Consider the following 25899-nt stretch of genomic DNA (forward strand, 5'->3'; position numbering starts at 1 on the left):
TGGCGCCATCGTCCTGACAACGGTGACCTCCTATGCAAGCTCCCGAACTGCTCTCCCCGGCGGGGACGTTCAAGAACATGCGCTACGCCTTCGCCTACGGTGCCGACGCCGTCTATGCCGGCCAGCCCCGCTACTCGCTGCGCGTGCGCAACAACGACTTCAAGATCGCCAACCTGCACAAGGGCATCGCCTACGCCCACGAGCGGGGCAAGCAGTTCTACGTGGCCTCGAATATCGCGCCGCACAACAGCAAGCTCAAGACCTACCTGCGGGACATGGAACCGGTGATCGAAGCCGGCCCCGACGCCCTGATCATGTCCGATCCGGGGCTGATCATGATGATCCGTGAGCGCTGGCCCGATCAGGAGATCCATCTCTCGGTGCAGTCCAACGTGGTCAACTGGGCGGCGGCGAAATTCTGGCAGCGCCAGGGCATCAGCCGCATCATCCTGTCCCGGGAGCTGTCGCTGGAGGAGATCGCCGAGATCCGCGCCGAGTGCCCCGACCTCGAGATCGAGACCTTCGTCCACGGCGCGCTGTGCATCGCCTACTCCGGACGCTGCCTGCTCTCCGGCTACTTCAATCACCGCGACCCCAACCAGGGCACCTGCACCAACGCCTGTCGCTGGCAGTACAACACCGTGGCCGCCGCCCACGACGAGACCGGCGACCTGGTGCCGGCCAACTCGGCGGCGGCCCATTCGGGCAGCGGCGTCTGGACGCCGGGGGAAGGGCAGCCTGGCGGCCTGATCGCTTCCGGGGGCGGCAGCACCACCCACAGCACCGCCACCGCGGGAGGCCGGGAGGGCCAGGATGAGCTCTCGGCGCTGATCGAGGACGCCACTCGCCCCGGCGAGCTGATGCCGATCTTCGAGGACGAGCACGGCACCTACATCATGAACTCCAAGGACCTGCGCGCCGTGCAGCACGTCCCGCGGCTCACCGAGATGGGTGTGACCTCGCTGAAGATCGAGGGGCGCACCAAGTCCCACTACTACGTGGCCCGCACCGCTCAGGTCTACCGCCGCGCCATCGACGACGCCGTGGCGGGTCGCCCCTTCGACATGCGCCTGATGGACGAGCTCGACAACCTGGCCAACCGCGGCTACACGGAGGGCTTCTACCGGCGTCACGTCCACGACGAGTATCAGAACTACGAGCGCGGCAACTCGGTGGGGGTGCATCAGCAGTTCGTCGGCGAGGTGATCGGCTACCACCCCGACCGCGGCGTGCTGGAAGTGGACGTCAAGAACCGCTTCGAGGTGGGCGACGGCATGGAGCTGATGCTACCCGGCGGCAACCGTCGCTTCGTGCTCGAACACCTCGAGAACAAGCGCGGCGAATCGGTGAGCGCCGCCCCCGGTTCGGGCCATGTGGTGCGCCTGCCGGTGCCCGGCGAAGCCATCGCGCCGGAGCGCATCGAGTACGCGCTGCTGATGCGGGATCTGGCGTAGGCGGCAACGGCAGCGGTTATCGGCCACGTCGGCAACACCGCCGGGAGGCCTGCGGCCTCCAGTCGCGATCTGAAGATGCTCCTACATCAGGGAGTTACGCTTGTTGGAGCGCCGCTCTGCGTCGCGACTGGCGCCATAGGCGCCCTGGCGGAGGCGTCGGCGTTGGGCTTATCGCCAGCGTTGGGGCTATCGCCAGCGTTGGCAACCCCGCCGGGAGGCTGCGCCTCCAGTCGCGATGCAAAGCAGCGCTCCTACAGTGCGGTAGCCGCCAACCTTGTAGGAGCGACCGATTCGGCGCCCCGAGTTTCCGTCGCGACTGGCGCCGATAGGCGCCCAGGCGGAGGCCGACCATGTCCGCCAACGCAAGACCACTCATCGATCGAGCCATATCGCATCCCAATAGGGATAATCTCCAATATTGTCCACCAGCCGTGCCCTTAACGGATTGGCGACGATATAGCGGGCCACGGCCCGAACATCCTCGTCGGAGCGCAGGGCGCGGTCGTAATACCCGGCATTCCATACCCGCAGCCCGACCGACATCGACACATGGGACTTATATAGCCGGACCGCATGCGCCAGATTGCCGTTCAACTGCAGTAGCCAATGGACGTGATCGGGCATGACGACAAAAGATAGTGTCTCGCATTGAGTTGCCAGGGTGGAAATTGAAAATGTACGGCACGCTTTGCAGGCGGTGTGAAAATCTTCAAAGAATGGGTAGCGACGCCGTGTCACGAGCGTAATGTGGTAATAGTGGCCGGGAATGGAGCGACGGCCTGTTCTGAGTGCGCGCACACCTGGCGTTATCATTCTGAAGGCTCATGTTGGGGTGCCTTGATTCAGAATATTTCGTATGGCTAATGTGTCCGTAGGTGATAAACGGTTCTGGTTGTAGGCCTTGGCCAGCGCTGTATGTAATTGTCTTGGTGTACCGCTTTAGGAGCGCCCTGGAGGAGGCGTCGGCGTTGGTGTTATCGCCTGCCTCGGCAACCCCGCCGGGAGGCTGCGCCTCCAGTCGCCGAAGCGTCGGACCGGATCTGAAGATGTTCCTACATTAGAGAGTTTCGGCTGTAGGAGCGCCCGGTTCGGCGTCCCGACTCTGCGTCGCGACTGGCGCCGATAGGCGCCCAGGCGGAGGCGGTGGTGTTGGGGTTGTCGCCTGCCTCGGCAACGCCGCCGGGAGGCCTGCGGCCTCCAGTCGCCGAAGCGTCGGACCGGATCTGAAGATGTTCCTACATTAGAAAGTTTCGTCTGTAGGAGCGCCGGTTTCCGTCGCGACTGGCGCCGATAGGCGCCCTGGCGGAGGCGGTGGCATTTATCGCCTGCCTCGGCAACGCCGCCGGGAGGCTGACGCCTCCAGTCGCGATGCAAAGCAGCGTTCCTACAGGGCGGCATCCGCCAACCTTGCTGCTAGGCCACAACCACCACCGGCAGGGGGATACGGGCGAGCAGTTCCGGGTCTTCTTCCAGCAGCCGGGTGAGTTCGGGGCGGTGCAGCAGCAGGCCGCCAGCGTCGGCGCGGTGGAGTTGGCGCTCGAGCGCCCGGGCGTGGCGCAGCGACAGTGGTGCCAGGCCGTCGAACAGCGCCGCTAGCCAGTCGGGCAGGTCTTCGGCGGACAGCGGCGCCTGGCCGCCTTCGATCAGCCGCAGCGGCCCGCGCCGATAGGGGTGGCGCTCGTCCCACACCAGCACCGTGCAGGGGGCCTCCAGGATCAGCCGACGGCTGGTGGAGCCCAGCCGTGCCCCCCAGCGCTCGGTGACGCCCGCCTTGCCCAGCACCAGCACATCGCCGGGGCCGGCCTTGGCCAGGGCCTCGCTGACCACCTGGCCGCGGCTCACCTCCAGGCGGTGACGCAGCTCGCGTCCCGCCACGGCCTGTTCCAGCGCCTGGTGGATGCGCGCCAGCTGGCGGGCGATGGCGGCCTCCAGGCTGCCTACCGAGAGCGGCCGCTCAAGCCCCGACTGGGCGCCGATCTCCCGCGAGAAGGGGTAGGCCGCACAGGTCAGCAGATCGATGTCCTCGATGTAGAGCGCGACCAGCTCGGCGTGGCGGCGGCTGGCCAGCTCCACCGCCGCGGCCAGCGCCGCCAGGCTGTGCCGGGAGGCATCCAGCAGCGCCAGCACGCGGGCGGCCTCGGGGGGCGATGGCTCGACACCGTTGGGACCATGGGGCTCAGGAATCATGGTCGCGTCGCTCCTCGTTATCCTCTAACGCGGCCCCGCCAGTGGCGCGTTGCTCGGCGCCCTCCCGCTTCGTTGCCCGGTGGAACGCCGTTAGGCGCTCCACCACCCGGGCATTGAGGCTGCCGTCGGGATAGCGGCCGCGCTCGTCGGCCTCGCCGGCCGGGATGTCGCTGAGCAGGGCCAGCGCCTGGTCCAGGGTCTCGATGGCATAGAGGTGGAAGGTACCGGCGGCGATGGCCTCGCGCACCTCGCGCCTGAGCATCAGCTGCTCGACGTTGCTGGCCGGCAGCAGCACCCCCTGGCCGTTGAGCGCCCCGCGCGCCTGGCAGATATCGAAGAACCCCTCGATCTTCTCGTTGACCCCGCCCACGGCCTGGACGCGGCCGTGCTGGTCGATGGAGCCGGTCACCGCCAGGCCCTGCTCCAGCGGCACCCGGGCGATGGCCGAGATCAGCGCACAGGCCTCGGCCACCGAGGCGCTATCGCCCTCGATGCCGCCGTAGGACTGCTCGAAGGCGAGGCTGGCGGAGAGCGACAGCGGAGTGTCCGGCGCATAGCGGCTGGCCAGGCAGCGCGACAGGATCATTACCGCCTTGGCGTGAATGCGCCCACCGAGCTTCGATTCGCGCTCGATATCCACCACCTGGCCGGCGCCGGGGCGCGCGGTGGCGGTGATCCGGGTGGGCTGGCCAAAGCGGAAGTCGCCCAGGCTCAGCACCGCCAGGCCGTTCACCTGGCCGACCTGCCGGCCCTCGGTGGCGATGGCCAGGGTGCCGCGGGCGATCTGCTCCTGGCTGTGCTCGCGCAGGCGGCTGGCGCGCCAGCGCTGCTGGTCCACCGCCTTCTCGACATGGCTCCGCTCGATCACCGCCTCCTCAGCGGCCCCGGCCCAGTGGTCGGCCTCCTCCAGCAGGTCGCTGAGCGCACGATGCCGAGCGGTCAGCTTCTGCTGGTCGTCGGCCAGGCGGCTGGCCTGCTCGATCATCGCCGCCACGCCGCTGCGGGCCAGCGGACGCAGCGCCGACTCCCGGGCCAGGGTGGCCACCATGCGTGCGAACAGCGGCTGGTTTTCGTCGCTACGCGGCAGCTCGTCCTCCAGGTCGGCCTGGACCTTGAACAGCTCCAGAAAGTCGGGATCGTGCTCGCACAGCAGGTAGTAGAGCAGCCGCTCGCCGAGCAGCACCACCTTGAGGTCCAGGGGCACCGGCTGGGGTTCCAGGCTGGTGGTGCTGATCAGCCCGTAGGCCTGCTCCAGCGACTCGGTGCGAATCTCGCCGGCCCGCAGCACCCGCTTCAGGGTCTCCCAGGCGCCGGGCTGCAGCAGCAGGCTGCGCACGTCGACCACCAGGTAGCCGCCGTTGGCTCGGTGCAGGCCGCCGGCCCGGATCAGCGAGAAGTCGGTGAGCAGGGTGCCGTTGTGAACGTGGTGCTCGATGCGCCCCACCAGGTGCTGGTGGCTGGGCAGGTCGAGATAGATCACCGGCGCCCCCTCGCAGGCGGTGTTGTCGACGATCAGGTTGAGCTGACAGCGGCTGAAGACCGCCTCCGGCGGGATATCCGGCTCGTCATCGATAAAGGCATCCACGTGCTGCAGGATCGCCTCGCGAATCGCGCTCAGGTGCGCCAGTACGCCCTCGTGCTCGGCATAGCGCTCCTCCAGTTCCGCCAGGGGCGCGCCGATCGCTGACTGCAGCATCTCCTCGTTGAGGGCATTGACCTGCTCGCGTAGCTGTTTCGCCAGACGCGGCATCTGGCGAATGGCCCGGGTCAGCTTCTTCTGCAGCACCGCGACGGTGCCCTCGATGCGTTCGCGGTCATCGTCGGGGAGCTGTTCGTACTCCTCCGGTGCCATCATCTTGTCGTCCTGGCCGGCCGGCGCGAAGGTGAAGCCGTTGGGGGTGGAGAGCAGCAGGATGTCATGCTCGCGGGCCTCGCGGCGCACCGCCTCGATGGCATCGCGCTGGCGCTCGGTCATGGCCTGCTTGAGCTCGTGCAGGCGGTTTTGGTACTCGTCGCCCTCGAAGACCGCGGGAATCGCCGTGCCGAGCTCCTCCACCAGCTGCTCCAGGTCGGCGCGCAGCACTCGGCCGGTGCCGGTGGGCAGCATCAGGCACAGCGGCTGGGCCGGCTCGTCGAAGTTGTAGCGGAAGGCGAGGTCCGGCGGGGTGGCTTCGTTCTGGGAGCGCTGGCTGAGAAAGCGCCCGACCAGCTCGTGCATGCCGTGACCCGGATGGCCCAGCACGAAGAGGTTGAAGCCTTCGCTGCGCATGGCGGTGCCGAAATCCAGCGCGTCCCGGGCGCGAGGCTGGCCGCTGAGCAGATCCAGCGAGTCGAGCTCGCTGCTCACCTCGAAATCCAGGGCGTGCTCCGGGCACTCCCGATAAACCTGTGTCACGTCAAGGGGTTTCAAGCGTTCGTCTCCTCTCCCTGTGGGGCGCCCAGCGCTCCTTGGAGTATGGCGGAGTTGGGCCGACCCTGCATGACAGGGATCAAGGGAGAGCCTGGCGGAGGCGCTTGGTCAGCCGCTGCGGTAGCGGTAGATACGCAGGCTGGGTAGGAAGGGGGTGTCTTCCAGGCGCTCGTCGCTGCGCCGGGCGCGGGTGCGCTGGGCGGGGGGCTCGGCGGGAGGCTGGTTGCGGTCGGGCAGCCGCCCGCGCGGGGCAGGCAGGAACAGCGGCAGCGCCACGTTCATGGCGCGGCGGGTGCGGCCGTCTTCCAGGGGCTCGCAGTAGAAGAGGTTGGCACGCATCAACGGCGCCTGGGCCTGGACCTGGGCCAGGGGCTCGCCGTCGGGGATGCCGGCCAGCCGGCGCAGCTGGATACGCACGTGGGGGGCGTCGCTGTCCAGCGCCAGCAGCTTGCGTTCGGCCTCGCGCACGCTGAGCCGCTTGATCGAGCGACCGCTGCTGTACCAGGCCAGGCGCACCCGGGCCACCGGCGCCTCGGCCACCGGGATCGCCCGCCAGCACTGCTTGAGATGCAGCCGCGCCAGGCCGCTGCCGCGCAGGTGGGTGTGTAGCTCGGGGTGGCGGAAGGGCAGCACCGCCTTGGCCTCGGCGATCAGCGGCGGATGCTGCTCGCGAATGCGTGCCAGCTGGGCGGCGAAGTCGGCCTTGGCGGCGTTCACCTCGGCGACTCGCGCCAGCAGCGTCTCGTCGGCGGCCACCAGGCCCACGTGGCTGGAGGTGGCGCGGCCGTCCTGGCCGTCCTGGTACCAGAAGTCGAGCAGCGCCCGGCGCAGCCAGGCGGCGTCGACGGTGGGCGCCCCGAAGGCCCAGGCCTCGCCGGGGGCGCGATCAAAGGCGGCCAGCAGCGCCTCGCTGCGTTCGATCAGCGCATCGAACGCCGCCTCCAGCTCGGCCAGCAGGCGGTAGGAGGCCGGGGGCGGGGCTTGTCGCTCCCGGGAGAGGCTCACTGGCCGGCGTCCCGCTCGGCGCGGGCGACCCACTCGTCGATGCTGGTCTCGTCCATGGCGGGCTCGCCGGCGATGCGGTGGGATTCGTCGGCCCAGGCGCCCAGGTCGAGCAGCTTGCAGCGCTCGCTGCAGAAGGGGCGGTGGGGGTTGTCCTCGCGCCAGGCCACCTTCTTCTGGCATTGCGGGCAGGCGACGGTCAGGGGACGTTGGGTGTGGCTCATAGGGATCCTTCAGGTCAGTGTCGTTTCCCGGCTTTCAAGTAAACGTCATTTCGCTCTCGTTTGCCGATGGCAATCACGACGACAACCAGTTCATTGTTTCTTACCTCATAGACGAGGCGGTAGCCAGCACTGCGAAGCTTGATCTTGTATCTGTCGCGGCTGCCATGCAGGCGGGCCGCCGGAACCGCAGGTGAGTCCAGAATGGCTGTCAACTTCTTCTTGAACTGAGCGCGAACGCTTCCGTCCAGCTTTCGCCACTCCTTCAACGCCTCCTTGCGGAAGCGTAACTCATAGATCATCCAGGCTTACCGCAATTTCAGGCTGCTGGCTGCGCTCATCGGCTATCCGGTTAAGCTCAGCATCCTCGAGCTTCTCGAGCAGCTCTTCATAGGCAGCGGCCGGAATACAGTAGAAGGCGGGTTCATTTCGGTTGAGCACGGCTACCGGGAAGCCTTCACCTGCCGCCACGGTAGCCATCGGGTTTTTCTTGAGTTCGGAGATGCTGGCAGTGGTGTTGGCCAGGATGGTATGGGGCATGTGAATCACTCCTGATACGTCAGCTGACAGCACTATAGACCTTTTAAAAGTCTTTTAACAGGTCTCGGGGCGATGGCGCGCCAGCTCTCGATAGCGTCGATCCAGCTCGGCGACCCGCCGACGCATGGCTTCTTCGCTGCCGCCGTTGTCGATCACCTCGTCGGCCCGGGCCAGGCGCTCGGCGCGGGGCAGCTGGGCGGCGACGATGGCCCTGGCCTGGGCCTCGTCCACGTCGTCGCGCGCGGCGGTGCGGGCGATCTGCACCCGCTCCGGCACGTCGATCACCAGGCAGCGGTCCACCATGCTGGCCTGGCCCGACTCGAACAGCAGCGGCGAGACCAGCAGCACATAGGGGGCGCCGCCGGCCTGCAGCCGCGCCAGGTGCTCGCCCAGCCGCTCGCGGATGCGCGGGTGGGTGACCGACTCCAGCCAGCGCCGCTCCGCCGGGTCGCCGAAGACGATCTCCCGCAGCGCCCGGCGGTTCAGGGTGCCGTCGGCCTGGAGCACCGCCTGCCCCGTTCGGGCATAGCGCGCGGCGATCTCGGCCAGCGCCGGCTCGCCGGGCTCGACCACCTCCCGGGCCACGTCGTCGGCGTCCACCCAGGGGATGCCGTGCTCTTCGAAGGCGCGGGCCACGGTGGACTTCCCCGAGGCGATGCCGCCGGTGACGCCGACGATCATGGCGACCTCCTATGCTCGCCGCTCATAGCAGCAGCCCGGTATAGGCGGCCATCAGCGGCTCGCCCGCCAGCAGGGCGATCCAGCCGGCCATGGCCAGGAAGGGGCCGAAGGGCATGGGGGCGCCGCGCAGCCGGGGAATCGCCAGCTGGGCGGCGATGCCCACCAGGGCGCCCACCCCGGCGGAGAGAATCAGCACCATGGGCAGATACTGCCAGCCCAGCCAGGCGCCCAGGGCGGCGAGCAGCTTGAAGTCGCCGTAGCCCATGCCCTCCTTGCCGGTCACCAGCTTGAACAGCCAGTAGAAGCTCCACAGGGCGAGATAGCCGGCCATGGCGCCGATTACCGCGCTTGGCAGCATCAGCGGCTGGAACAGCAGCTGATAGGCCAGCCCCGCCCAGAGCAGCGGCAGGGTGATCAGGTCCGGTAGCAGCTGGGTGCGCAGGTCGATCACCGCCAGCGCCAGCAGCGCCAGGCAGGCGCCGTAGACGAACAGCGCCGGCCAGCTGGAGCCGTAGAGCGCCAGCACCGCCAGCGCCAGGACGCCGCCGGCCAGCTCCACCAGCGGGTACTGGGGGCTGATCGGTGCCTCGCAGTGGGCGCAGCGCCCGCGGCGCTTGAACCAGCCCACCAGCGGCAGGTTGTCGTGCCAGGCGATAGGCGTCTCGCAGCGGGGGCAGATCGAGGGGGGCACCAGCAGGTTGAAGCGCGCCGGGCTCTCCTCGGGCAGCTCCAGCGCCTCGCGGGCCTCGGCCCGCCAGCCCAGCATCAGCATGACCGGCAGGCGGGTGATCACCACGTTGAGAAAACTGCCCAGGCAGAGGCCCAGGAAAGCGACCAGCGGCCATAGCAGGGTGGGGGGGAGGTCCAGCAAAGGGGTACATCCTTAAGTTCGGTTCTTCGCAGACTGGCGTGAACTGGCTTTGTGGGAGGGAGCTTCAGCTCGCGAAGTAGCGCGCAGCGCTACCCAAGGGGCGCCTGCGGCGCCTTCGCCCGGCAGAGCCGGCCTCCCACATTGAAGCTTGCCAAACATGTTCACGCTAAAGTGCGAATAACCTTAAGTTCGAGGGTTTAAAGTACCGTGCCCAGTTCGAAGATGGGCAGATACATGGAGATCACCAGGCCGCCCACCAGCACGCCCAGCACCACAATGATAAAGGGTTCGAGCAGCGAGGTCAGGGCGTCGACCTTGTTGTCGACCTCCTCCTCGTAGTAGTCGGCCACCCGGTTGAGCATGGCGTCCAGAGAGCCGGACTCCTCGCCGATGCCCACCATCTGCACCGCCAGCGGCGGGAAGCGCTCGGTCAGGCGCATGGCGAAATGGAGCTGCTGGCCGGTGGCCACGTCCTCGCGCACCTGGCGGGTGGCGCGCTCGTAGACCCGGTTGCCGGCGGCCCCGGCGGCGATGTCCAGCGAATCCACCATCGGCACCCCGGCCCCGTAGGTGGTGGCCAGGGTGCGCGAGTAGCGGGCCACCGCCGACTTGTCGAGGATATCGCCGATCACCGGGATCTTCAGCGCGAAGCGGTGCATGCGGTAGGCGAAGCTCTCCGAGCGCCTCATGCCCTGGCGCAGCAGATAGATAAAGGCGACCACCATGCCCAGCCCCCACAGCCAGTACTGCTGGGCGAACTCGGAGAGCGCGATGGTCATCTGGGTCATGGCCGGCAGCTCCGCCCCGAAGCCCTGGAAGAGGCTCTCGAACTGCGGCACCACCTTGATCAGCAGCAGCGCGGTGACCCCGAAGCCCACCGCGATCACCGCCGCCGGGTACCAGAGCGCCTTTTTCACCCGGCCCTTGATCGACTCGATCTTCTCCTTGTAGGTGGCGATGCGGTCGAGCATGCGATCCAGCGACCCGGAGCTCTCGCCGGCCTCAACCAGGTTGCAGAACAGCGAGTCGAAGTGCTCGGGGTGCTGGCGCAGCGCCTGGGAGAAGCTTGAGCCCGCCGCCACGGCGTTCATCATCTGCTGCACCACCGCGCTCATGGCCGGCTTGCGGATGCTCTCGGCCACCACCTGGAAGGCCTGCAGCACCGGCACCCCGGCGCGGATCATGGTGGCCATCTGGCGGGCGAAGAGCATCACGTCGCGGGGCTTGATCTTGCCCATGCCGCCGCTCAGCCCGCTCTTGCGGCGCACGTTCTTGATGATGATGTTCTGGCCGGAGAGCTCCTTCTCCACCTCGCGCTTGTCCGGGGCGACGATCTCGCCGGTCACCAGGCGCCCGCCGGGCCCCTTGCCGGACCAGCGCCAGCGGTAGAGCTTCATCTTCTGCGGAGGTCTTGCGGTCTTGGTCGCCATTACGGGGGCCCTGCCAGTCAGCGTGTCGAATGATACTGATCGGTTATTATGATAATTAACATCAATCCTTGGTGACCCGATTGACCTCGGTCAAGCTGGTGATGCCCTGCATCACCTTGAGCAGGCCGCTGCGGCGCAGGTCCGGATGCCCCTCCTCCCGGGCCTGGCGGTCGAAGTCCATGGAGTTGCCGTTGCGCATGATCAGCTGGCTCATCGCCTCGGAGACCGGCACCACCTCGTAGATGCCCACCCGGCCCTTGTAGCCGTGGGTGCAGTGCATGCAGCCCACCGGCTCGAAGACGGTGGCCTCTTCCACCTCCTGCTCGGTGAAGCCCTCCTGCAGCAGGGCCTCCCGGGGAATCTCCGCCGGCTGCCGGCAGTGCTTGCAGAGCCGGCGGGCCAGGCGCTGGGCGATGATCAGGCTCACGGAGCTGGCGATATTGAACGGCGGCACGCCCATGTTGGCCAGGCGGGTGAGGGTCTCGGCGGCGGAGTTGGTGTGTACCGTGGAGAGCACCAGGTGGCCGGTCTGGGCGGCCTTGACGGCGATCTCGGCGGTCTCCAGGTCGCGGATCTCGCCCACCATCACCACGTCCGGGTCCTGGCGCAGGAAGGCGCGCAGGGCGCTGGCGAAGTCCAGGCCGATGCGCGGCAGCACGTTGACCTGGTTGACCCCCGGCACCTTGATCTCCACCGGGTCCTCGGCGGTGCAGATATTGCGCTCCACCAGGTTGAGGATATTGAGCCCGGTGTAGAGGGTTACCGTCTTGCCGCTGCCGGTGGGGCCGGTGACCAGGATCATGCCCTGGGGGTGAGCCAGCACCGCCTCGTACATGGCGCGCTGATCGGGCGTGAAGCCCAGCGCATCGATGCCGATCTTCGCCGAGGCGGGGTCGAGAATCCGCAGCACGATCTTCTCGCCGTAGACGGTGGGCAGCGAGTTGACGCGAAAGTCGATGGAGCGCGAGCGGGAGACCTTGAGCTTGATGGCGCCGTCCTGGGGCAGGCGGCGCTCGGAGATGTCCAGCCGCGACATCACCTTCAGGCGCGCGGCGATGCGGGTGCGCATGGCGAAGGGCGGGCGGGCCGCCTCCACCAGCATGCCGTCGATGCGCATGCGCACCCGGTAGCTGGTCTCGTAGGGCTCGAAGTGGATGTCCGAGGCGCCGCGGCGGATGGCGTCGAGCAGCACCTTGTTGACGAACTTGACGATGGGGGCGTCGTCGGCGGTGCTCTGGGCGACGTCGGTAGTGCCCTCTTCGGTGATGTCCTGGCCGTCGTCGTACTCCAGGGCGCCCACGGCGGCGTCGACCCCGTCCAGCTCGTCCATCAGGCTCGCCTCTCCCTGGGCCAGGTAGGCCTCCAGCACTGGGGCGAGCTGGTCCACCGGCGCCAGCACCGCCTCGATGCTGAGCCCGGTGGCGAACTGCAGCTCGTCGAGCTGGGCCAGGGTAGAGGGGTAGGGCACCGCCACCGTCAGCCGGTGGGTATGGCGGGCCAGTGGGATCACGCCCAGCTTGCGCAGCAGCTTCTCCGGGAAGTCGCTGGACGGCGGCAGGCTGGCCAGGCGGACGGCGTCCAGGTCGATGATCGGCAGGCCGTACTCCCAGGCGGCGGCCAGGGTGGCCTGGCGGGCGGTGACCAGCCCGGCCTGGATGACGTGCTGCAGCAGGGTGACCTCGGTCTCGCGCGCCTCCAGTTCGGCGCGCTCCGCGGCGGGGCGCGACAAAAGGTCGTACTCTACCAGGCGCTTGGCCAGGCCGCGCAGGCCGGTCGCCGCCTGCTGGCGGGCGGTGGTCGCGTCGGCGGGGTTCTGCTCGGCCAGCGCGCCGGGGGGCGTTCGGTAGTCGTTCATGGCGCCTCGCAACGGGGCCCGCGCACGCCGCCGGGCGGGGCAGGGCCTGTGGATTCGAATACCGGCCATTCTAGCCGTTTGCCGTGGTGCAGCACAGCGGGCTTCTCACGCTGGGTTCACCTTGAGTATGGTATGCTTGGTACGATATAACGACGTGAGGCATCAGTGGGAAGGCTGTTGTGCTTGCACGGTGTCGATCTGTAAATTAACGTTAAACACAGGGCATGGGCGAAGGCCGCCCGGGCTGGGGAAGCGGCAGCCAACCCGCCACGGCTTTCAACAAAACGTCCGAGGCATCGACCGGAAGGGCCCGGCGAACGCATCGGATCAGGGTGAGGGGAACCGAATGAACGAGATGAATAAGCAAGTGCAGGGGCGTAATCGAGCGCAGGGCGGTTTTACCCTGATCGAGCTGCTGATTGTAATAGCTATCGTTGGGATTCTGGCAGCAATTGCTGTACCCCAGTATCAAAGTTACACTCAGCGCGCTGCATTTTCTGAAGTTGTTCAAGCAGCAGCTCCATTCAAAATTGGAGTTGACCAGTGCTTTCAAACTACATCTGATTTGTCAGATTGTGATGCAGGCGATAATGGTGTTCCGCCAGCTATATCCGGCAATGATGCATATGGCCAGGTGAACGAAGTGGCAGTTTCAGATGGTGTTGTTACAGTTACTGCTGCAACAGGGGGGAGCCCAGATTTGCAAGGCTATACTTATATTCTTACACCTACGGCGGCAGGCGGAACTTTAACGTGGGAATCTTCTGGAACTGGGGTTGATAATGGGCTCGCAAATTAATTCGTGAGGGGCAATGAGGGACAGCCCCCATTTCCCGCCTAGGTAATGAGGGACAGACCCCATTTCCCGCTTAGCATGACCCAGCGGCCGGCAGCGATGCCGGCCGCTGGCGTTGGTGTGCCAGGTATGGCGCGCAGGCAGCGTGGCAGCCGCCAACGTTGTAGGAGCGCCCGGTTCGGCGCCCCGAGTCCCGTCGCGACTGGCGCCGAAGGCGCCCTGGCGGAGGCCACTGCGTTGGGGTTGTCGCCTGCCTTGGCAACCCCGCCGGGAGGCTGCGCCTCCAGTCGCGATCTGAAGATGCTCCTACAAGGTGGGCAAGGCGTGCTGTAGGAGCGCCGGTTCCCGTCGCGACTGGCGCCGAAGGCGCCTTGGCGGAGGCCGCTGCGTTGGGGCCAATCGCCAGCGTAGGCAACCCCGCCGGGAGGCTGCGCCTCCAGTCGCCGAAGCGTCGGACCGGATCTAAAGATGCTCCTACATTAGAAAGTTCCGGCTGTAGGAGCGCCGGTCCCCGTCGCGACTGGCGCCGATAGGCGCCTTGGCGGAGGCGGCCGCGTTGGGGCCAATCGCCAGCGTAGGCAACACCGCCGGGAGGCTGCGCCTCCAGTCGCGATCTAAAGATGCTCCTACATTAGAAAGTTCCGGCTGTAGGAGCGCTGCTCTGCATCGCGACTGGCGCCGATAGACGCCCCGGCGGAGGCCTCTGCGTTGGGGTTGTCGCTTGCCTTGGCAACCCCGCCGGGAGGCTGCGCCTCCAGTCGCGATCTAAAGATGCTCCTACATTAGAAAGTTCCGGCTGTAGGAGCGCTGCTCTGCATCGCGACTGGCGCCGAAGGTGCCCTGGCGGAGGCCACTGCGTTGGGGTTTTCTCCAGCCCCGGCAACACCGCCGGGAGGCTGCGCCTCCAGTCGCCGATGCGTCGGACCGGAACTGGCCCCTTGGTGCTGACAGGTAGGTACAAAAATGCGTACAATGAGTGATGGGCCCGAGGAGGAAAGCATGGATACCGTGACCTACAGCCATTTTCGCAGTCACCTGGCCAAGGTGCTGGACCGGGTCAACGATGACCACGTGCCGGTGCTGATCACGCGCCAGAACGGCAAGCCCGCTATCGTGATGTCGGTAGAAGACTTCAAGTCTTACGAGGAGACCGCTTACCTGATGGCGAGCCCGCACAACGCCCAGCGATTGAACGAGGCCATCGCCGAGGTGGAGCGGGGCGATGCCACTGAGCATGGCCTTATCGATCCATGATGCTGACCTGGGCCAGCCAGGCCTGGCAGGATTACCTCTATTGGCAGTCACGCGACAGGAAAGCCCTCAAGCGCATCAACGTGCTGATCAAGGAAATCCAGCGACAGCCGTTTGATGGTCTGGGCGATCCCGAGCCATTGCGGCACCAGTGGTCGGGGTACTGGTCGCGACGAATCGATCGGGAACATCGGCTCGTCTACAAGGTGACCGACAGTGCCATCGTGATCGTTCAGTGTCGATACCACTATTGATCTGGGGAGCGGCGATGCCAACTGTCCTGCGACGAGATGGCTACCGGTTCTACTTCTACAGCCACGAACCCGACGAGCCGCCACATGTGCATGTCGACTATGGCGGGGCAACGGCCAAGGTGTGGCTGCATGATGCAGTGGTTGCGCGTAACATTGGGTTCTCCGCCAAGGAGCTCGGTCGGATACAGCGCATGGTTCGTGAACATGAGGAACAATTGCGGGAGGCGTGGCATGCATTCTTTGGTATCTGATAATGACCTGCGAGTGATGAGCGTGCAGATCGATGATGATCGGCTCACTGTCGAGCTGATGGATGGCCGAGCGATCTCCGTGCCGCTGGCCTGGTACCCGCGGCTCTGTTCGGCGTCCCCCGCGCAGCGTGATAATTGGGAGCTCGCTGGCGGTGGCTATGGCATCCACTGGCCCGATCTTGATGAAGACTTGAGTACCGAAGGCCTTCTCAAGGGCGCCAGGGCACCTCACCCTACTGCCGATTAATCTGGGACAATCGCCAGTGCTGGCAACCCCGCCGGGAGGCTGCGCCTCCAGTCGCCGAAGCGTCCCGTCGGAGCTGAAGAGGCACCTGCGGCTTGATACCCGCCGACACCCGCTACGGTCGTGCAGCCCTTCTTTTGTCATCCGGGCTTCCCTGCGATACATTGAATACGTGTATTGCAGAAGGTGAACACCATGCCTATCAGTCTACGCCTGGATCCCGATATCGAGGCGCGCTTGGCGCATCTGTCCCAGGCGACAGGTCGCTCCAAGACATTCTATTTGCGCAAGCTGATCGAGGAGCATCTCGAGGAGCTGGAAGATGCCTATCTCGCCGAGCACGCCCTGGAGCAGCTTCGCCAAGGCCGAGACCGCGTCGTGACCTCCGAGGAGTTCTGGCGTGACCTGGAGGGTTGAGTATCTCGCCTCAGCGGCAAAGAGTTTCAGGAAAATCGATCCCCAGCAGCGCCAGCCTATCCGTGATTATCTCGAGCAGCGGGTCAAAGCCCTGGATGACCCGCGCCAGCTGGGTAAACCCTTGCGGGGAGAGTTGGCGGAGTTCTGGCGGTATCGAGTCGGGGACTATCGCGTCATCTGCCACATCGAGGATGAGAGGCTGGTGGTGCTGGTGATCCGGGCGGCTCATCGCAAGGATGTCTATGAGGGGTAGTGCCAAGGAGGTAATGGGGGGCAGATCCGGCGGCCGGCAGCGAAGATCGAGGGGAGGTATAAAAATGATTCCCGATGAGGTTTATGTAGAATCCGTAGAGCATGTCGACGGATACCGGTTGCGCCTTGCGTTTTCTGACGGGAAAGAGACGGTGGTTGATTTCGAAGGATTTTTGAAGGCCTCTTCAAACCCCCATGTCAAAAAATACCTTGAGCCGGCCCGGTTCCAGGAATACTCGCTCGTGGATGGAGATTTGCAATGGAATGATTATGATCTCTGTTTGCCGGTCGCTGATTTGTACGAAAACCGACATATCGAAGTCGACAAGAATGATGCAGCTTGAGTGCGTCAGTTTTGGGGGGGGGCGGGTTCTGCCGGGCGAGGGAGTCGGCAGCGCTGGCAATACCACCGGGAGGCTGCGCCTCTAGCGCCGAAGCGTCGGACCGGACCTCCTGGCAGGGCATCTCCGCCAGCCTTGGGCCTGGCCTGAGCTGCTTCGACACCGTATCGGTTGCACCTTCCCTGCGCATTCCCGGTCTAGTCTGTGGGTGACAGTCAACCATCGGGAGTCGATGCCATGTTCAAGCGAATCACCGTGCCGCTGTTGGCGGCGAGTGCGCTCAGCCTCTCCCTGGCGCTGATCGCGGCGCCTGCTCAGGCCCAGCCCGGGGAGGCGCGCGGCCAGGGGCAGGGCGTCGGCCAGGCCCAGGGGCATCCCGGCCAGGGGCGGGGCCTCGAGCGTCGCGCCGACGAGCCCCGCTACCGTGAGGGGAGCCGCTACGAGCGCCGCGAGCGGGAGCAGGGCGCCTACCGGGAGAGCCGCCGTGGCGAGCGCCGGGACTGGGAGGGCCGCCGCGACGAGTTTCGCAGCGGGCCGCGTTTCGATGAGCGCGAGATTCGCCGCATCTTCCGCGATCGCCGCGACTGGGTAGAAATCGACCGCCGCGACCGCCTGCCGCCCGGCATTCGCAAGAACCTCGAGCGCGGCAATCCGCTGCCGCCGGGCATCGCCAAACGCTTCGACGAACGCCTCTATCGCGAACTGCCCCGTTATGACGGCTACGAATGGCGCCGGGTGGGTGCCGACGTGGTGCTGGTGGAAATGGCCAACGATATCGTCTATGCCGTACTGCGCGATCTGCTCGAGTGATGTCCTAATCGGTTAGCGCGTGAAATGACTCGTTCGTTCTAATCCGCTGGCGGCAAGTTTAACTTGACTTTATTGTTGTCGGCGTTGGTTCTCTGAATTCTTTTGCCGGTACCCTCTCTCTTTTTGGAGTTCGGTGGCAGCCACCTGGGAGGGTGCCGCCCCGCAGCGTGAATCTGCGAGATGCAATAGAGGTAAATCACCTGCCTCTTTAGTGTCGTGTTTCGACGTGAATTATTTGTCATGACATGCCCTAAAGTTCCTGTGCTGCAAGTCGAAATAGAGCACCACAGAGTTGACGGCAAGGGGCGGCGAGCCCCAGCACAATGAGGTGCGACAATTCAGGCAAAGGGGCAGGCATGCGCAACAATCTTCCCGTGACCCAGGTCGAATATCCGCTGGCGGATGACGATCTGTTGATTTCCCGTACCGACCTCAAGGGACGAATCACCTACGCTAACCCGGCTTTTGTCCGAGTTAGCGGCTTTCCGCTGGACGAGCTGCTGGGCGCCGACCATAACCTGGTGCGACATCCTGATATGCCACCGGCGGCTTTTGCCGATTTCTGGTCGACCATCCAGAATGGCGAAATTTGGTCCGGGCTGGTCAAGAATCGACGCAAGAACGGCGATCATTACTGGGTGCGCGCCAATGTCGTGGCGCTCAAAGAACAGGGGCGGGTAGTGGGCTACGCTTCGCTGCGGGTCAAGCCAACCGCCGACGAGGTTAGCCATGCCGATAGCGTCTACCGTACCTGGAAGGAAGGTGGGGGGAGGGGATATGGGCTGCGGCGGGGCCAGATTCGCCGTCGGCATCCCTTGAGCCGGCTCGCTAGGTGGCAGTGGCGCTCGGTGACGCTGCAGACCCGCCTGCTGACCCTGGTGGCCAGTGGCACCATCGGGGGGCTGCTGTTTCATCAGTGGCGGCTTACCGGTGAGCTGCTGCCCCTCGGCGCCGGGCTGGCGGGGCTGGCGCTGGTGCTCGGCCTGGGGCTGGGCGTCTGGTCGCGCATCCCGCGGGCCATCGAGGGCCTGCGCGGCTTCGTGCTCCAGGTGGCGGCGGGTAACCTGACCGTCGAGCCTCCCGCCCACGGCCGTGACGATATTGGCCGGCTGGTGCAGGCTCTCGGGACCATGAAGAAGGGGCTGCGGGGTATCGTTCTCGACGTCAATGATGGCACTCAGCGCGTGAGTCCCTCGGTGGCTGGCATTCGCCGAAACAGCGCCGCAATCACCCGGGAGAGCGATGAACTGGCCACATCTGTTCAGCAGACGGCAGCCAGCACCGAGCAGCTCACCGCGACCGTCACCCAGAATGCCGACAATGCGCAGCAGGCCAGCCGGTTAGCACTCTCCAATGTTCAGGAGGTGCAGGGCGCGGGTGAGGCCATGACGCGGGTCGTCCAGCGTATGGGGTCTATCGCCGCCAGCGCCAGTGACATGAAGGAAGTCGTCTCCCTGATCGACTCCATCGCCTTCCAGACCAATATGCTGGCACTCAATGCCTCGGTGGAGGCGGCGCGTGCCGGTGAGCGTGGCAAAGGCTTCGCTGTCGTGGCAAGCGAGGTGCGGGCCTTGGCCAACCGCTCCTCCGAGGCGGCAATGGATATCCACCGTTTGATTGAAAGCACGCGGGTTGAGATCGAGGCGGGGTCTGGGGCGGTTGAAGAGACGGAGGCTGCCATCGGGCGGGTGGTCGAGGCGAGTCGTCGTTTCAACGACATGATGGAAGCGATCAGCGCTGCTTCGACGGAGCAGAGCAGCGGTATCGCCCAGATTGCCGGCGCCGTGAGTCACATGGAGCAAGGCGTTCAGCATACGACGAGCCAGCTGCAGGCAACTGACACCGCCACCCAAGCCTTAGAAGCGGAGACGCATCAGCTGATTGTTGCAACGCGTGCCTTTCGCACTGTCAGCGATGGCCGCGAGCTGCGCCCAGAGCTTCCCAGTAGACTGGCTGAAGGGGCAGCGTAAGCATGCGAGGATGGAGCGGGCCTGACCATTCTATGAAACAGCGGCGGTGTCAGTATCGCTCAGGGTCGAACCGCTACGTCCTTCGATGATGCGAAGTTGGATGGGGCTTTTCACCAAGGGCGCGATGTGTCAATACTCTCGCTTTCCGGCATTGTCGGAGATGGAGCGCAAGGCGGCGAAAAGTGCCGCTGAATAAGGCGTTCAAGCTTGCTGAGTTGCTGCTCACCTTGGCCCGTGTCAAGACGTTTAGTCAGTCATATTGCGGGTAAGCCGCTCCGGAAGCTGGAGCTTGCACAATCCTGGCGCTATATTTTTATGGCGAAAGGGTAAAAAATCGACCAAGGTATTGTCATGGCTGCCAAGTTGCGGTATCAATGTTGCCGCATCTTGTTCACTCTCCCTTGTTAAGGAAACGATTTCATGTCACTTCTCAGCGAGTTCATCCAGAAAGAGCAGCAGCTCAAGCAGCTCCAGGCCGAAATGGACAAGCTCCAGAACGACGAGCGCCTGAAAGCCGAGCTGGAGTTCAAGGACAAACTCGAGGCGCTGATGCGCGAGTTCAACAAGAGCGCCGCCGATGTGATCAACCTGCTCGACCCCCAGGGCGCGGCCAAGCCTGCCGCCCCCAAGTCGGCGGCAAGCGGCAGCGGACGTCGCAAGCGTAAACTGAAGATCTACAAGAACCCCAATACCGGCGAAGTCGTGGAAACCCGCGGCGGTAACCAGAAGACCCTGAAAGCCTGGAAAGACGAGTACGGCTCCGAGCTGGTGGAAACCTGGCTGGTGCGCGTCGAAGAGTGATGCCGAAGGCGTGGTAAAAGCCTCAGGGTGATCGCATGACGCCACGCTGACTCATTGCGTGGCGTCAGTAACACCTCTTGACGAGAGTTGTTCTTATCGCGCGATTGCCCTTGTAGGCGTCTCAGTCGGCATATCAGGATGGATGTCGATTAGGAATCGTGGCCGGGCTAGCGAGCCCGGCTGAGTTATCGAGGGGAGGCGCAACGGCATGTTTTGCCTCCTTAGGATTGCGCCTTCAGTATTGCGATTCAGCCAGCAGAGGCAGCTGTAATTCCACCCCCTGGGGGTGCGAGAGCAGCTGAGCGGGCTCGCCGCTGGCATAGCGCCCATGCAGCGGCAACCCCAGGGTGATCAGCTCACGAACCGCCTGAGAAATCTCCTCGACGCTATCCAGCACCAGGCAGGCATGCTGCCTGGCGGGCAGTGTCAGGAGACGGAAGGTCGAAGGGATGGCGATTCGCGGAGGGTCTTCTGTGGGAAGCAGCGGGCCGATGTCGATGCGCTCCTCGGTGCCGGGAAGCAGAAGGCTGTGCAGGATCGCGACGGCGGGGGTGTGTCTCAATCGCCCGGGCAGGGCTTCGGCGGTGCTGGCCTGCTGGGCCCAGTTGTTCAAGTCGTGCAGACGGCGAGAGGGGCGGTAGAGGCGCGTGACCAGCGCATGGCGGCAGCGCTGCCGGCGAATCTCGAACGCTGGTGGGTCGCCGCCGTGGCAGTGGTTGCGCAGCGCTTCCCGCTCGGCCTGCCGATACCTGCGCGGTGTCTGCTCGTGGTGGCGTTGAAAGGCGCGGCTAAACGCCGAATGGTTTCGATAGCCGCACTGTTTGGCTATCTCGGCAATGCTGTGAGGCGTCAGCGTTAGAAGGCGGGCGGCCATTTCCAGACGCAGCCTGTCACGATAGGCGCCTGGCGATAGGCCAAAGCGCTGTTTGAACCGACGCCGAATTTGCGAGGTCGAATAGCCAAGACGCTTGGCGAGTTCCTCGATGCCCTGGTGACTTTCCAGGGTCTCCTGCAGCCAGATTTCCGCCTGCACCATCTCGTTGGACATATATCTGGCCCCTTGCGTACTTGCGGGCAGCCGCTTGATGGCCGCCATCTTCTTGAAACGATGATCTGCACTGTGCTAGCTGCTGATACGGGTGCGTGCTCCTTTAGTGTCCAAAATGTGTCTAGACTGATTGTTTTCTCCTTTATGCCTAGAGGTGCTAGTCAAAGGCAAGTTTGGGAGCGTTGTGGTAGCGTTTGTGCACATTTCTGCTGGCCCCGAGCCTGGCGGTGGTCTAAGGTCCTGCTTTCAGCGTGGCAGCTCGACACCCGATTTGTCAGGTGGGGAAGTCAATGCGGGGGAGAGGTGGTGGTGGGCGAAAACAGGCGTTAAAGCCGGTGGGGCGCTAACCGAGCGCTTCGCCGGGAACGGCAATGGCGGTATACTCGGCGCCTGTCGTAAGGCGTGTGCCGCCAGTTTTTGAACAATTGCGGATTCAGATGAAATATCACAAACCCCATCGACAGTTGGACGAGCGCGAAAAGCTGCGGCAGTTTCGTGAGCTCGATGACGCTTTCGCCGAGGCGCTTCGCGAACTCGACGACCCCGAAACGCGCCCGGAGATTCCTACGGGCCCCCCGGTGCGCAGCCTGGATGCCCAGCAGAGTGACGAGCGGGCCCGGCAGCAGGCCTTTGAGCAGCGCCTGAAGGCGCTGATGAGCGAATACGCCCAGCCCCGCGAAAGCGTGACCTTTCTGCTGCGTACCCTGAAGTCGCTCGGCCGCATCGCTTGAGCCGCCCATGACCTATGTCCTGGTGATGGGCAGTCTGGCGCTGTCCGTGCTGTTCACTCTGGGCTGGGCGCTATGGCGTGGCGTGCGCTGGGTCGCGGGGGCATTGCCGGGGCGGGGGCGTCGATCCGCCAAGGCATCCCGCAAGCCGACCGCTGCCGGGCGTAAGGCGCCGGCCAAGCCGGCCGGGCGCCGCGCAGCGGCCAAGACCAAGCCGCCGTCCAGGCCCAGGACCAAGCAGGGTCGTCCGCCTTGGGCCCTGACCCGCTGGCTGGCGGGCCGGCAGGCGGCACTGCCGCTGGCCGCGGTATCGACGCTGATCTACCTCGTGGGGCGTCTGGCGGAGCACGGCATGAGCTTTCGACCACCTCACGCCGTTCCCAGCGGCTTTCAAAGCCTGGTGGCAGCGCTCGGCTGGCTCGCCGCAGGGCTTATCGTGCTGGCGCTGGTGGCCAGCATGGCCGGTTGGCGCTGTCGTCACGCTAGGTGAGTGCCTGCGCTGAATCTATCGACTTTGTCTATATCAGGTTGTGCAGGAAAAGTGCGGCCGAGTGTCGCACCTCGCCCGATCCCCCGCTGCGTAGGGCATGATATTTCTCGTTACACCACAAGGAGAATACTCATGCCAACTCACCAGTACGCAGCGTCTCTCACCTGTGAAGTGCTCAGCCACTGGACCTGCGAGGCGCTTGCCAAGCGGGCCGCTTATGAGGCCATTGCGAGCTTCTTCAGCTAAGCGCGAATCGGTCTGCTGATTCGCAGGATGCCGCCGGGCCAGGGAGGGTCCACCTGTCACACAGCGCTCGCCACGCCTTCCTCTCTTCTCGTACCCCTTGCTCGCACCTCTCCTCGTTCGATCCTAATCCTTCATCCATTGTCTTTACGTGGCCAGGTCGTCGAGTCCCGTGGCCAGAGCCCGCCCGTGCCTTGCCCGGCGATGGCGCACAACGAAAAACCGCCGCTCGGCATGACCCGTAAGCGGCGGTTTTTCTTGATGTTTCTGGTCGGAGCGACAGGATTCGAACCTGCGACCTCTGCAACCCCATTGCAGCGCGCTACCAAGCTGCGCCACGCTCCGACGTGGTTTTCGGGCTGGGTGGCCGTGGCCAGTGCCCCCGAGAACGAGGCGTATACTAGCGCGTTGGCGGGCAAATGAAAAGCCCCTTTTGTACTTCCCATTCAATCGGTTGGGATTTGACCGGCGGCGAGGCGGGGATGGTGCGGCAGGCCATGGTCGACCGTGAAGGAGGCGGCCAGGTGGATTATGATGTGCAGCGCCTTCGGCTCACTCTTCAATGCAAAGGACTGGTTCATGTATCAGCAGGCGCAGCGCGGCCTTTTCAAGGGAATGAACCCCCGGGTCACCCTGGTGACCTTCGTCATCGTGGCGGTGGCGCTGATCTACGGGGCCTTCTTTACGGAGCAGCTGGGCCATGGCCTGGGGCTGATGCGCACGGTGCTCGACCCCTTTCTCGAGTGGTACTACGTACTGCTGGTGGCCTTTCTGTTGCTCTTCATGGTGTGGCTCGGGGTGGGGCGCTACAAGAACGTACGCCTGGGGGCCGACTTCGAGCAGCCGGAGTTCACCTTCTTCTCCTGGGTCGCCATGCTGTTCGCTGCGGGTACCGGCGTGGGCATCCTGTTCTGGGCAGTGGCGCAGCCGATCCTGCAGTTCCAGGAGAATCCCTTCATCGCCGAGGGGATGACCCCCGATGCGGCGCGGGTGGCCATGCGGCTGACCTACTTTCACTGGGGGCTCAACGGCTGGGCGATCTTCTCCTTCGTGGCTCTGGTGCTGGCCTACTTTTCCTATCGTTGGCACCTGCCGCTGACCATCCGTTCGGGGCTGCAGCCGCTTCTCGGCAAGCGCGCCAATGGCCCCCTGGGGGAGGCGGTGGACGTGCTGGCGGTGTTCGGCACCGTGTTTGGGATCGCTACCACCTTGGGCCTGGGCGTGCAGCAGATGAACGCCGGGCTGGGGGCGGTGTTCGGGCTGCCGTCGTCGCTCACCCTGCAGCTGGTGGTGACCGCGGCGATCATGAGCGTGGCGACCTTTTCGGTGGTGTCCGGGGTCAAGCGCGGGGTGCGCCTGCTCTCCGAGGCGAACTTCTGGCTGAGCATCGCCGTGGTGGTGTTCCTGCTGCTGTTCGGGCCCACTCAGTATCTGGTGGCCATCACCATCGAGTCGGCGGGGGATTACATCCAGAACCTGCTGGGCATGACCTTTCATACCAACGCCACCCGGGATGACGGCTGGCAGGCGGAGTGGACGGTGTTCTTCTGGGGCTGGTGGCTGGCCTGGTCGCCCTTCGTCGGCATGTTCATCGCCCGGGTCTCGCGAGGGCGCACCTTCCGGGAATTCGTGATGGGGGTGCTGCTGGTACCCACCGTGATCACGGTGGTGTGGATCGGGCTGTTCGGCGGAACGGCGCTCTATCATGAGCTGTTCGGTGTCGGGGGGATCGTCGCCGCCGTGGAACAGGACGTGGCCACGGCGCTGTTCGCCACCATCGAGGCCATGGGGCTCGGTGGGGTGGGGACCCTGGTGTCGGCGGCGCTGGTGGTGCTGATCGGCACCTATCTGATCACCTCGGCCAACGCGGGCACGCTGGTGATCAATACGATTCTGGCCGGCGGCGATCCGGAGCCGCCCACCGCCCATCGCTTGCTGTGGGGCGGCCTGCTCGGGCTGTTGACCGCCGTACTGCTGATGGCCGGCGGTCTGGAGACCCTGCAGGCGGCCGTGATCATGGCCGCGCTGCCCTTCTCGGTGGTGATCATGCTGATGATCGCCGGGCTGCTCAAGGCGCTGCATCGCGAGCGCTTTGCGGCGCGGACCGGCGAGCGGGTCGAAGCGCCGCGCGAGCCCTGGGCCGATCTCGACAATGCCGGTACCGAGCCGGTGCCGGTCTCCGAGGATGAGGCCCACAAGCCGAACTGATGATCGCCGACGAGGAGAGCCGTCATGCCGTTGATCATGGGAATGAGTGTCCTGCTGGCCTGCCAGTTTGCCGGGGAGCTGCTGGCCCGGGGGCTGGCGCTGCCGATTCCGGGCCCGGTGCTGGGCATGGTGCTGCTGCTGGCGGGGCTGGTGGTGCTGGGGCGCGTGCCGGACAGCCTGCGGCTGACCGGCGAGGGGCTGCTGCGCTATCTGACGCTGCTGTTCGTACCGGCCGGGGTGGGGCTGATGGTGCATGCTCGGCTGATCGGCACGGACCTGGTGGCCATCCTGGCGACCCTGGTGGTCTCCACGGCGGTGACCCTGGCGGTCACCGCCTGGGTGCTCGATCGTCTGCGGCGCCGTGCGGCCCGGGATGACGTGTCATGACCGTGGTGCCGCTGGACCAGCTGTGGGTCTACCTCTCCGGCCACCCGCTGCTCTCGCTGCTGGTCACCCTGCTGGCCTTCGCCCTGGCGGTGCGGATCAACCGGATGCTGGGCGGCACGCCGCTGGTGCACCCGGTGACCCTATCGATCGCGCTGCTGATCGGTTTTCTGCTGCTGGTGGACATGGACTATGCCACCTACTTCGAGGGCGCCCAGTTCATCCATTTCCTGCTGGGGCCGGCCACGGTGGCGCTGGCCATTCCGCTGTTCGATCATCGTGAGCGCATTCGTCGCCTGCTCTGGCCGCTGCTGCTGGCCTGTGTCCTGGGCATCGTCACGGCGGTCGGCTCCACCCTGGGCCTGGCCCTGGTGCTGCGCGCCCAGCCGGAGACGCTGCTGAGCCTGGCGCCGCGCTCGGTCACCTCGCCCATCGCCATGGGCATCGCCGAGCAGATCGGCGGCATTCCCTCGCTGGCGGCGGGGCTGGTGCTGCTGACCGGCTCCATCGGCTGTGCGCTGGGGCCGGGGATCTTCCGCCTGCTGCGCATCCGTGATCCCGCGGTGCAGGGCTTTGCCCTGGGGCTCTCCGCCCACGGCTTCGGCACCGCCCACGCTTTCGCCCGCATCGGGGCGGTGGCCGGCGCCTTCTCGGGGCTGGCGATGGGGTTGACGGGGCTCTTGACGGCCTTTGTGCTGCCGCTTTTGGTCAGGCTGTTCGGGCTGAACTGAGAGGTCAGAAAAGCGGCACCGAGGTCGGC

29 protein-coding genes and 1 tRNA gene are annotated in these 25899 nt (G+C 65.3%); 17 read left to right on the top strand and 13 right to left on the bottom strand.

Annotation, left to right across the window (positions count from 1 at the left end; all coding sequences use genetic code 11):
- Positions 1-32: 32 nt before the first annotated feature.
- Positions 33-1454 (top strand): prephenate-dependent tRNA uridine(34) hydroxylase TrhP, encoded by a 1422-nt coding sequence (gene trhP, locus ACZIYR_RS08695; protein WP_483528912.1) that lies wholly within the window; start codon positions 33-35, stop codon positions 1452-1454.
- Positions 1455-1826: 372 nt separating this feature from the next.
- On the opposite strand, the gene ACZIYR_RS08700 is transcribed toward trhP, so the two are convergent.
- From ACZIYR_RS08700 to pilB, 11 genes are all read right to left on the bottom strand, one after another.
- Positions 1827-2267, bottom strand: coding sequence for an REP-associated tyrosine transposase (locus tag ACZIYR_RS08700; protein ID WP_473033369.1), 441 nt, complete (start codon positions 2265-2267; stop codon positions 1827-1829).
- Positions 2268-2867: 600 nt separating this feature from the next.
- Positions 2868-3641, bottom strand: coding sequence for a universal stress protein (locus tag ACZIYR_RS08705; protein ID WP_483528913.1), 774 nt, complete (start codon positions 3639-3641; stop codon positions 2868-2870).
- Entirely contained in the window at positions 3631-6051 is a 2421-nt protein-coding gene (locus ACZIYR_RS08710) for a Lon protease family protein (protein WP_483528914.1), read from the bottom strand. Before ACZIYR_RS08710 ends, ACZIYR_RS08705 begins: the two co-directional genes overlap by 11 nt.
- 108 nt (positions 6052-6159) lie before the next feature.
- Positions 6160-7056 (bottom strand): DNA replication terminus site-binding protein, encoded by an 897-nt coding sequence (locus ACZIYR_RS08715; protein ID WP_483528915.1) that lies wholly within the window; start codon positions 7054-7056, stop codon positions 6160-6162.
- Positions 7053-7277: a DNA gyrase inhibitor YacG gene (gene yacG, locus ACZIYR_RS08720; protein ID WP_473033372.1), complete on the bottom strand. Its 225-nt coding sequence runs from the start codon at positions 7275-7277 to the stop codon at positions 7053-7055. Before yacG ends, ACZIYR_RS08715 begins: the two co-directional genes overlap by 4 nt.
- Positions 7278-7291: 14 nt before the next feature.
- Complete coding sequence (locus tag ACZIYR_RS08725; RefSeq protein WP_473033373.1) at positions 7292-7576, bottom strand: type II toxin-antitoxin system RelE family toxin; 285 nt, start codon at positions 7574-7576, stop codon at positions 7292-7294.
- Positions 7566-7814, bottom strand: coding sequence for a type II toxin-antitoxin system Phd/YefM family antitoxin (locus tag ACZIYR_RS08730; protein ID WP_110070304.1), 249 nt, complete (start codon positions 7812-7814; stop codon positions 7566-7568). Before ACZIYR_RS08730 ends, ACZIYR_RS08725 begins: the two co-directional genes overlap by 11 nt.
- Positions 7815-7868: 54 nt before the next feature.
- Positions 7869-8495 (bottom strand): dephospho-CoA kinase, encoded by a 627-nt coding sequence (gene coaE, locus ACZIYR_RS08735; protein ID WP_473033375.1) that lies wholly within the window; start codon positions 8493-8495, stop codon positions 7869-7871.
- Between the two features lie 22 nt (positions 8496-8517).
- Complete coding sequence (locus ACZIYR_RS08740) at positions 8518-9363, bottom strand: prepilin peptidase (protein ID WP_483529063.1); 846 nt, start codon at positions 9361-9363, stop codon at positions 8518-8520.
- Between the two features lie 200 nt (positions 9364-9563).
- Positions 9564-10796 (bottom strand): type II secretion system F family protein, encoded by a 1233-nt coding sequence (locus tag ACZIYR_RS08745; protein WP_483528916.1) that lies wholly within the window; start codon positions 10794-10796, stop codon positions 9564-9566.
- Positions 10797-10857: 61 nt separating this feature from the next.
- Complete coding sequence (pilB, locus tag ACZIYR_RS08750; protein ID WP_483528917.1) at positions 10858-12651, bottom strand: type IV-A pilus assembly ATPase PilB; 1794 nt, start codon at positions 12649-12651, stop codon at positions 10858-10860.
- 346 nt (positions 12652-12997) lie between these two features.
- Between pilB and ACZIYR_RS08755 the strand changes: the two genes are divergently transcribed.
- The 11 genes from ACZIYR_RS08755 to ACZIYR_RS08805 all read left to right on the top strand — a co-directional run bounded on the left by ACZIYR_RS08755 (position 12998) and on the right by ACZIYR_RS08805 (position 20038).
- Positions 12998-13450, top strand: a complete 453-nt coding sequence (locus ACZIYR_RS08755; protein ID WP_483528918.1) for a pilin — start codon at positions 12998-13000, stop codon at positions 13448-13450.
- Positions 13451-14446: 996 nt separating this feature from the next.
- On the top strand, positions 14447-14701 hold the full coding sequence (locus ACZIYR_RS08760) for a type II toxin-antitoxin system Phd/YefM family antitoxin (RefSeq protein ID WP_483528919.1): 255 nt from the start codon (positions 14447-14449) through the stop codon (positions 14699-14701).
- Positions 14698-14952, top strand: coding sequence for a Txe/YoeB family addiction module toxin (locus tag ACZIYR_RS08765; RefSeq protein WP_483528920.1), 255 nt, complete (start codon positions 14698-14700; stop codon positions 14950-14952). Before ACZIYR_RS08760 ends, ACZIYR_RS08765 begins: the two co-directional genes overlap by 4 nt.
- A gap of 14 nt (positions 14953-14966) precedes the next feature.
- Positions 14967-15203: a DUF4160 domain-containing protein gene (locus ACZIYR_RS08770; RefSeq protein WP_483528921.1), complete on the top strand. Its 237-nt coding sequence runs from the start codon at positions 14967-14969 to the stop codon at positions 15201-15203.
- Positions 15184-15450, top strand: coding sequence for a DUF2442 domain-containing protein (locus ACZIYR_RS08775; RefSeq protein ID WP_483528922.1), 267 nt, complete (start codon positions 15184-15186; stop codon positions 15448-15450). The genes ACZIYR_RS08770 and ACZIYR_RS08775 overlap by 20 nt, the downstream gene beginning before the upstream one ends.
- Before the next feature lie 192 nt (positions 15451-15642).
- A complete protein-coding gene (gene relB / locus ACZIYR_RS08780) occupies positions 15643-15864 on the top strand; it encodes a type II toxin-antitoxin system RelB family antitoxin (protein ID WP_483528923.1) in 222 nt (73 codons plus the stop codon).
- A complete protein-coding gene (locus ACZIYR_RS08785) occupies positions 15848-16117 on the top strand; it encodes a type II toxin-antitoxin system RelE family toxin (protein ID WP_483528924.1) in 270 nt (89 codons plus the stop codon). Before relB ends, ACZIYR_RS08785 begins: the two co-directional genes overlap by 17 nt.
- A 64-nt stretch (positions 16118-16181) precedes the next feature.
- Entirely contained in the window at positions 16182-16460 is a 279-nt protein-coding gene (locus ACZIYR_RS08790; RefSeq protein ID WP_483528925.1) for a DUF2442 domain-containing protein, read from the top strand.
- A 234-nt stretch (positions 16461-16694) separates the two neighbouring features.
- Positions 16695-17267 carry an anti-virulence regulator CigR family protein gene (locus tag ACZIYR_RS08795; RefSeq protein WP_473033384.1) on the top strand — a complete coding sequence of 191 codons (573 nt, stop codon included), beginning with the start codon at positions 16695-16697 and terminating at the stop codon, positions 17265-17267.
- 356 nt (positions 17268-17623) lie between these two features.
- Complete coding sequence (locus ACZIYR_RS08800; RefSeq protein ID WP_483528926.1) at positions 17624-19237, top strand: methyl-accepting chemotaxis protein; 1614 nt, start codon at positions 17624-17626, stop codon at positions 19235-19237.
- A gap of 420 nt (positions 19238-19657) precedes the next feature.
- Positions 19658-20038, top strand: a complete 381-nt coding sequence (locus ACZIYR_RS08805; protein WP_473033387.1) for a histone-like nucleoid-structuring protein, MvaT/MvaU family — start codon at positions 19658-19660, stop codon at positions 20036-20038.
- A 235-nt stretch (positions 20039-20273) separates the two neighbouring features.
- On the opposite strand, the gene ACZIYR_RS08810 is transcribed toward ACZIYR_RS08805, so the two are convergent.
- Positions 20274-21134, bottom strand: coding sequence for a helix-turn-helix domain-containing protein (locus ACZIYR_RS08810; protein WP_483528927.1), 861 nt, complete (start codon positions 21132-21134; stop codon positions 20274-20276).
- Between the two features lie 389 nt (positions 21135-21523).
- Between ACZIYR_RS08810 and ACZIYR_RS08815 the strand changes: the two genes are divergently transcribed.
- Together ACZIYR_RS08815 and ACZIYR_RS08820 are read left to right on the top strand one after the other, a co-directional pair.
- On the top strand, positions 21524-21817 hold the full coding sequence (locus ACZIYR_RS08815) for a hypothetical protein (protein ID WP_483528928.1): 294 nt from the start codon (positions 21524-21526) through the stop codon (positions 21815-21817).
- 7 nt (positions 21818-21824) lie between these two features.
- Positions 21825-22304, top strand: coding sequence for a hypothetical protein (locus tag ACZIYR_RS08820; protein WP_473033390.1), 480 nt, complete (start codon positions 21825-21827; stop codon positions 22302-22304).
- Between the two features lie 511 nt (positions 22305-22815).
- On the opposite strand, the gene ACZIYR_RS08825 is transcribed toward ACZIYR_RS08820, so the two are convergent.
- A tRNA-Pro gene (locus ACZIYR_RS08825) sits at positions 22816-22892 on the bottom strand.
- A 234-nt stretch (positions 22893-23126) separates the two neighbouring features.
- On the opposite strand from ACZIYR_RS08825, the gene ACZIYR_RS08830 reads away from it, so the two are divergent.
- The 3 genes from ACZIYR_RS08830 to ACZIYR_RS08840 are packed head-to-tail and all read left to right on the top strand — an operon-like array spanning position 23127 to position 25870.
- Entirely contained in the window at positions 23127-24755 is a 1629-nt protein-coding gene (locus ACZIYR_RS08830) for a BCCT family transporter (RefSeq protein ID WP_483528929.1), read from the top strand.
- Between the two features lie 24 nt (positions 24756-24779).
- Positions 24780-25142 carry a CidA/LrgA family protein gene (locus ACZIYR_RS08835; RefSeq protein WP_483528930.1) on the top strand — a complete coding sequence of 121 codons (363 nt, stop codon included), beginning with the start codon at positions 24780-24782 and terminating at the stop codon, positions 25140-25142.
- Positions 25139-25870 (top strand): LrgB family protein, encoded by a 732-nt coding sequence (locus tag ACZIYR_RS08840; protein ID WP_483528931.1) that lies wholly within the window; start codon positions 25139-25141, stop codon positions 25868-25870. Before ACZIYR_RS08835 ends, ACZIYR_RS08840 begins: the two co-directional genes overlap by 4 nt.
- Positions 25871-25899: the final 29 nt, after the last annotated feature.

It is taken from the genome of Billgrantia sp. NRB1 (assembly GCF_056921725.1).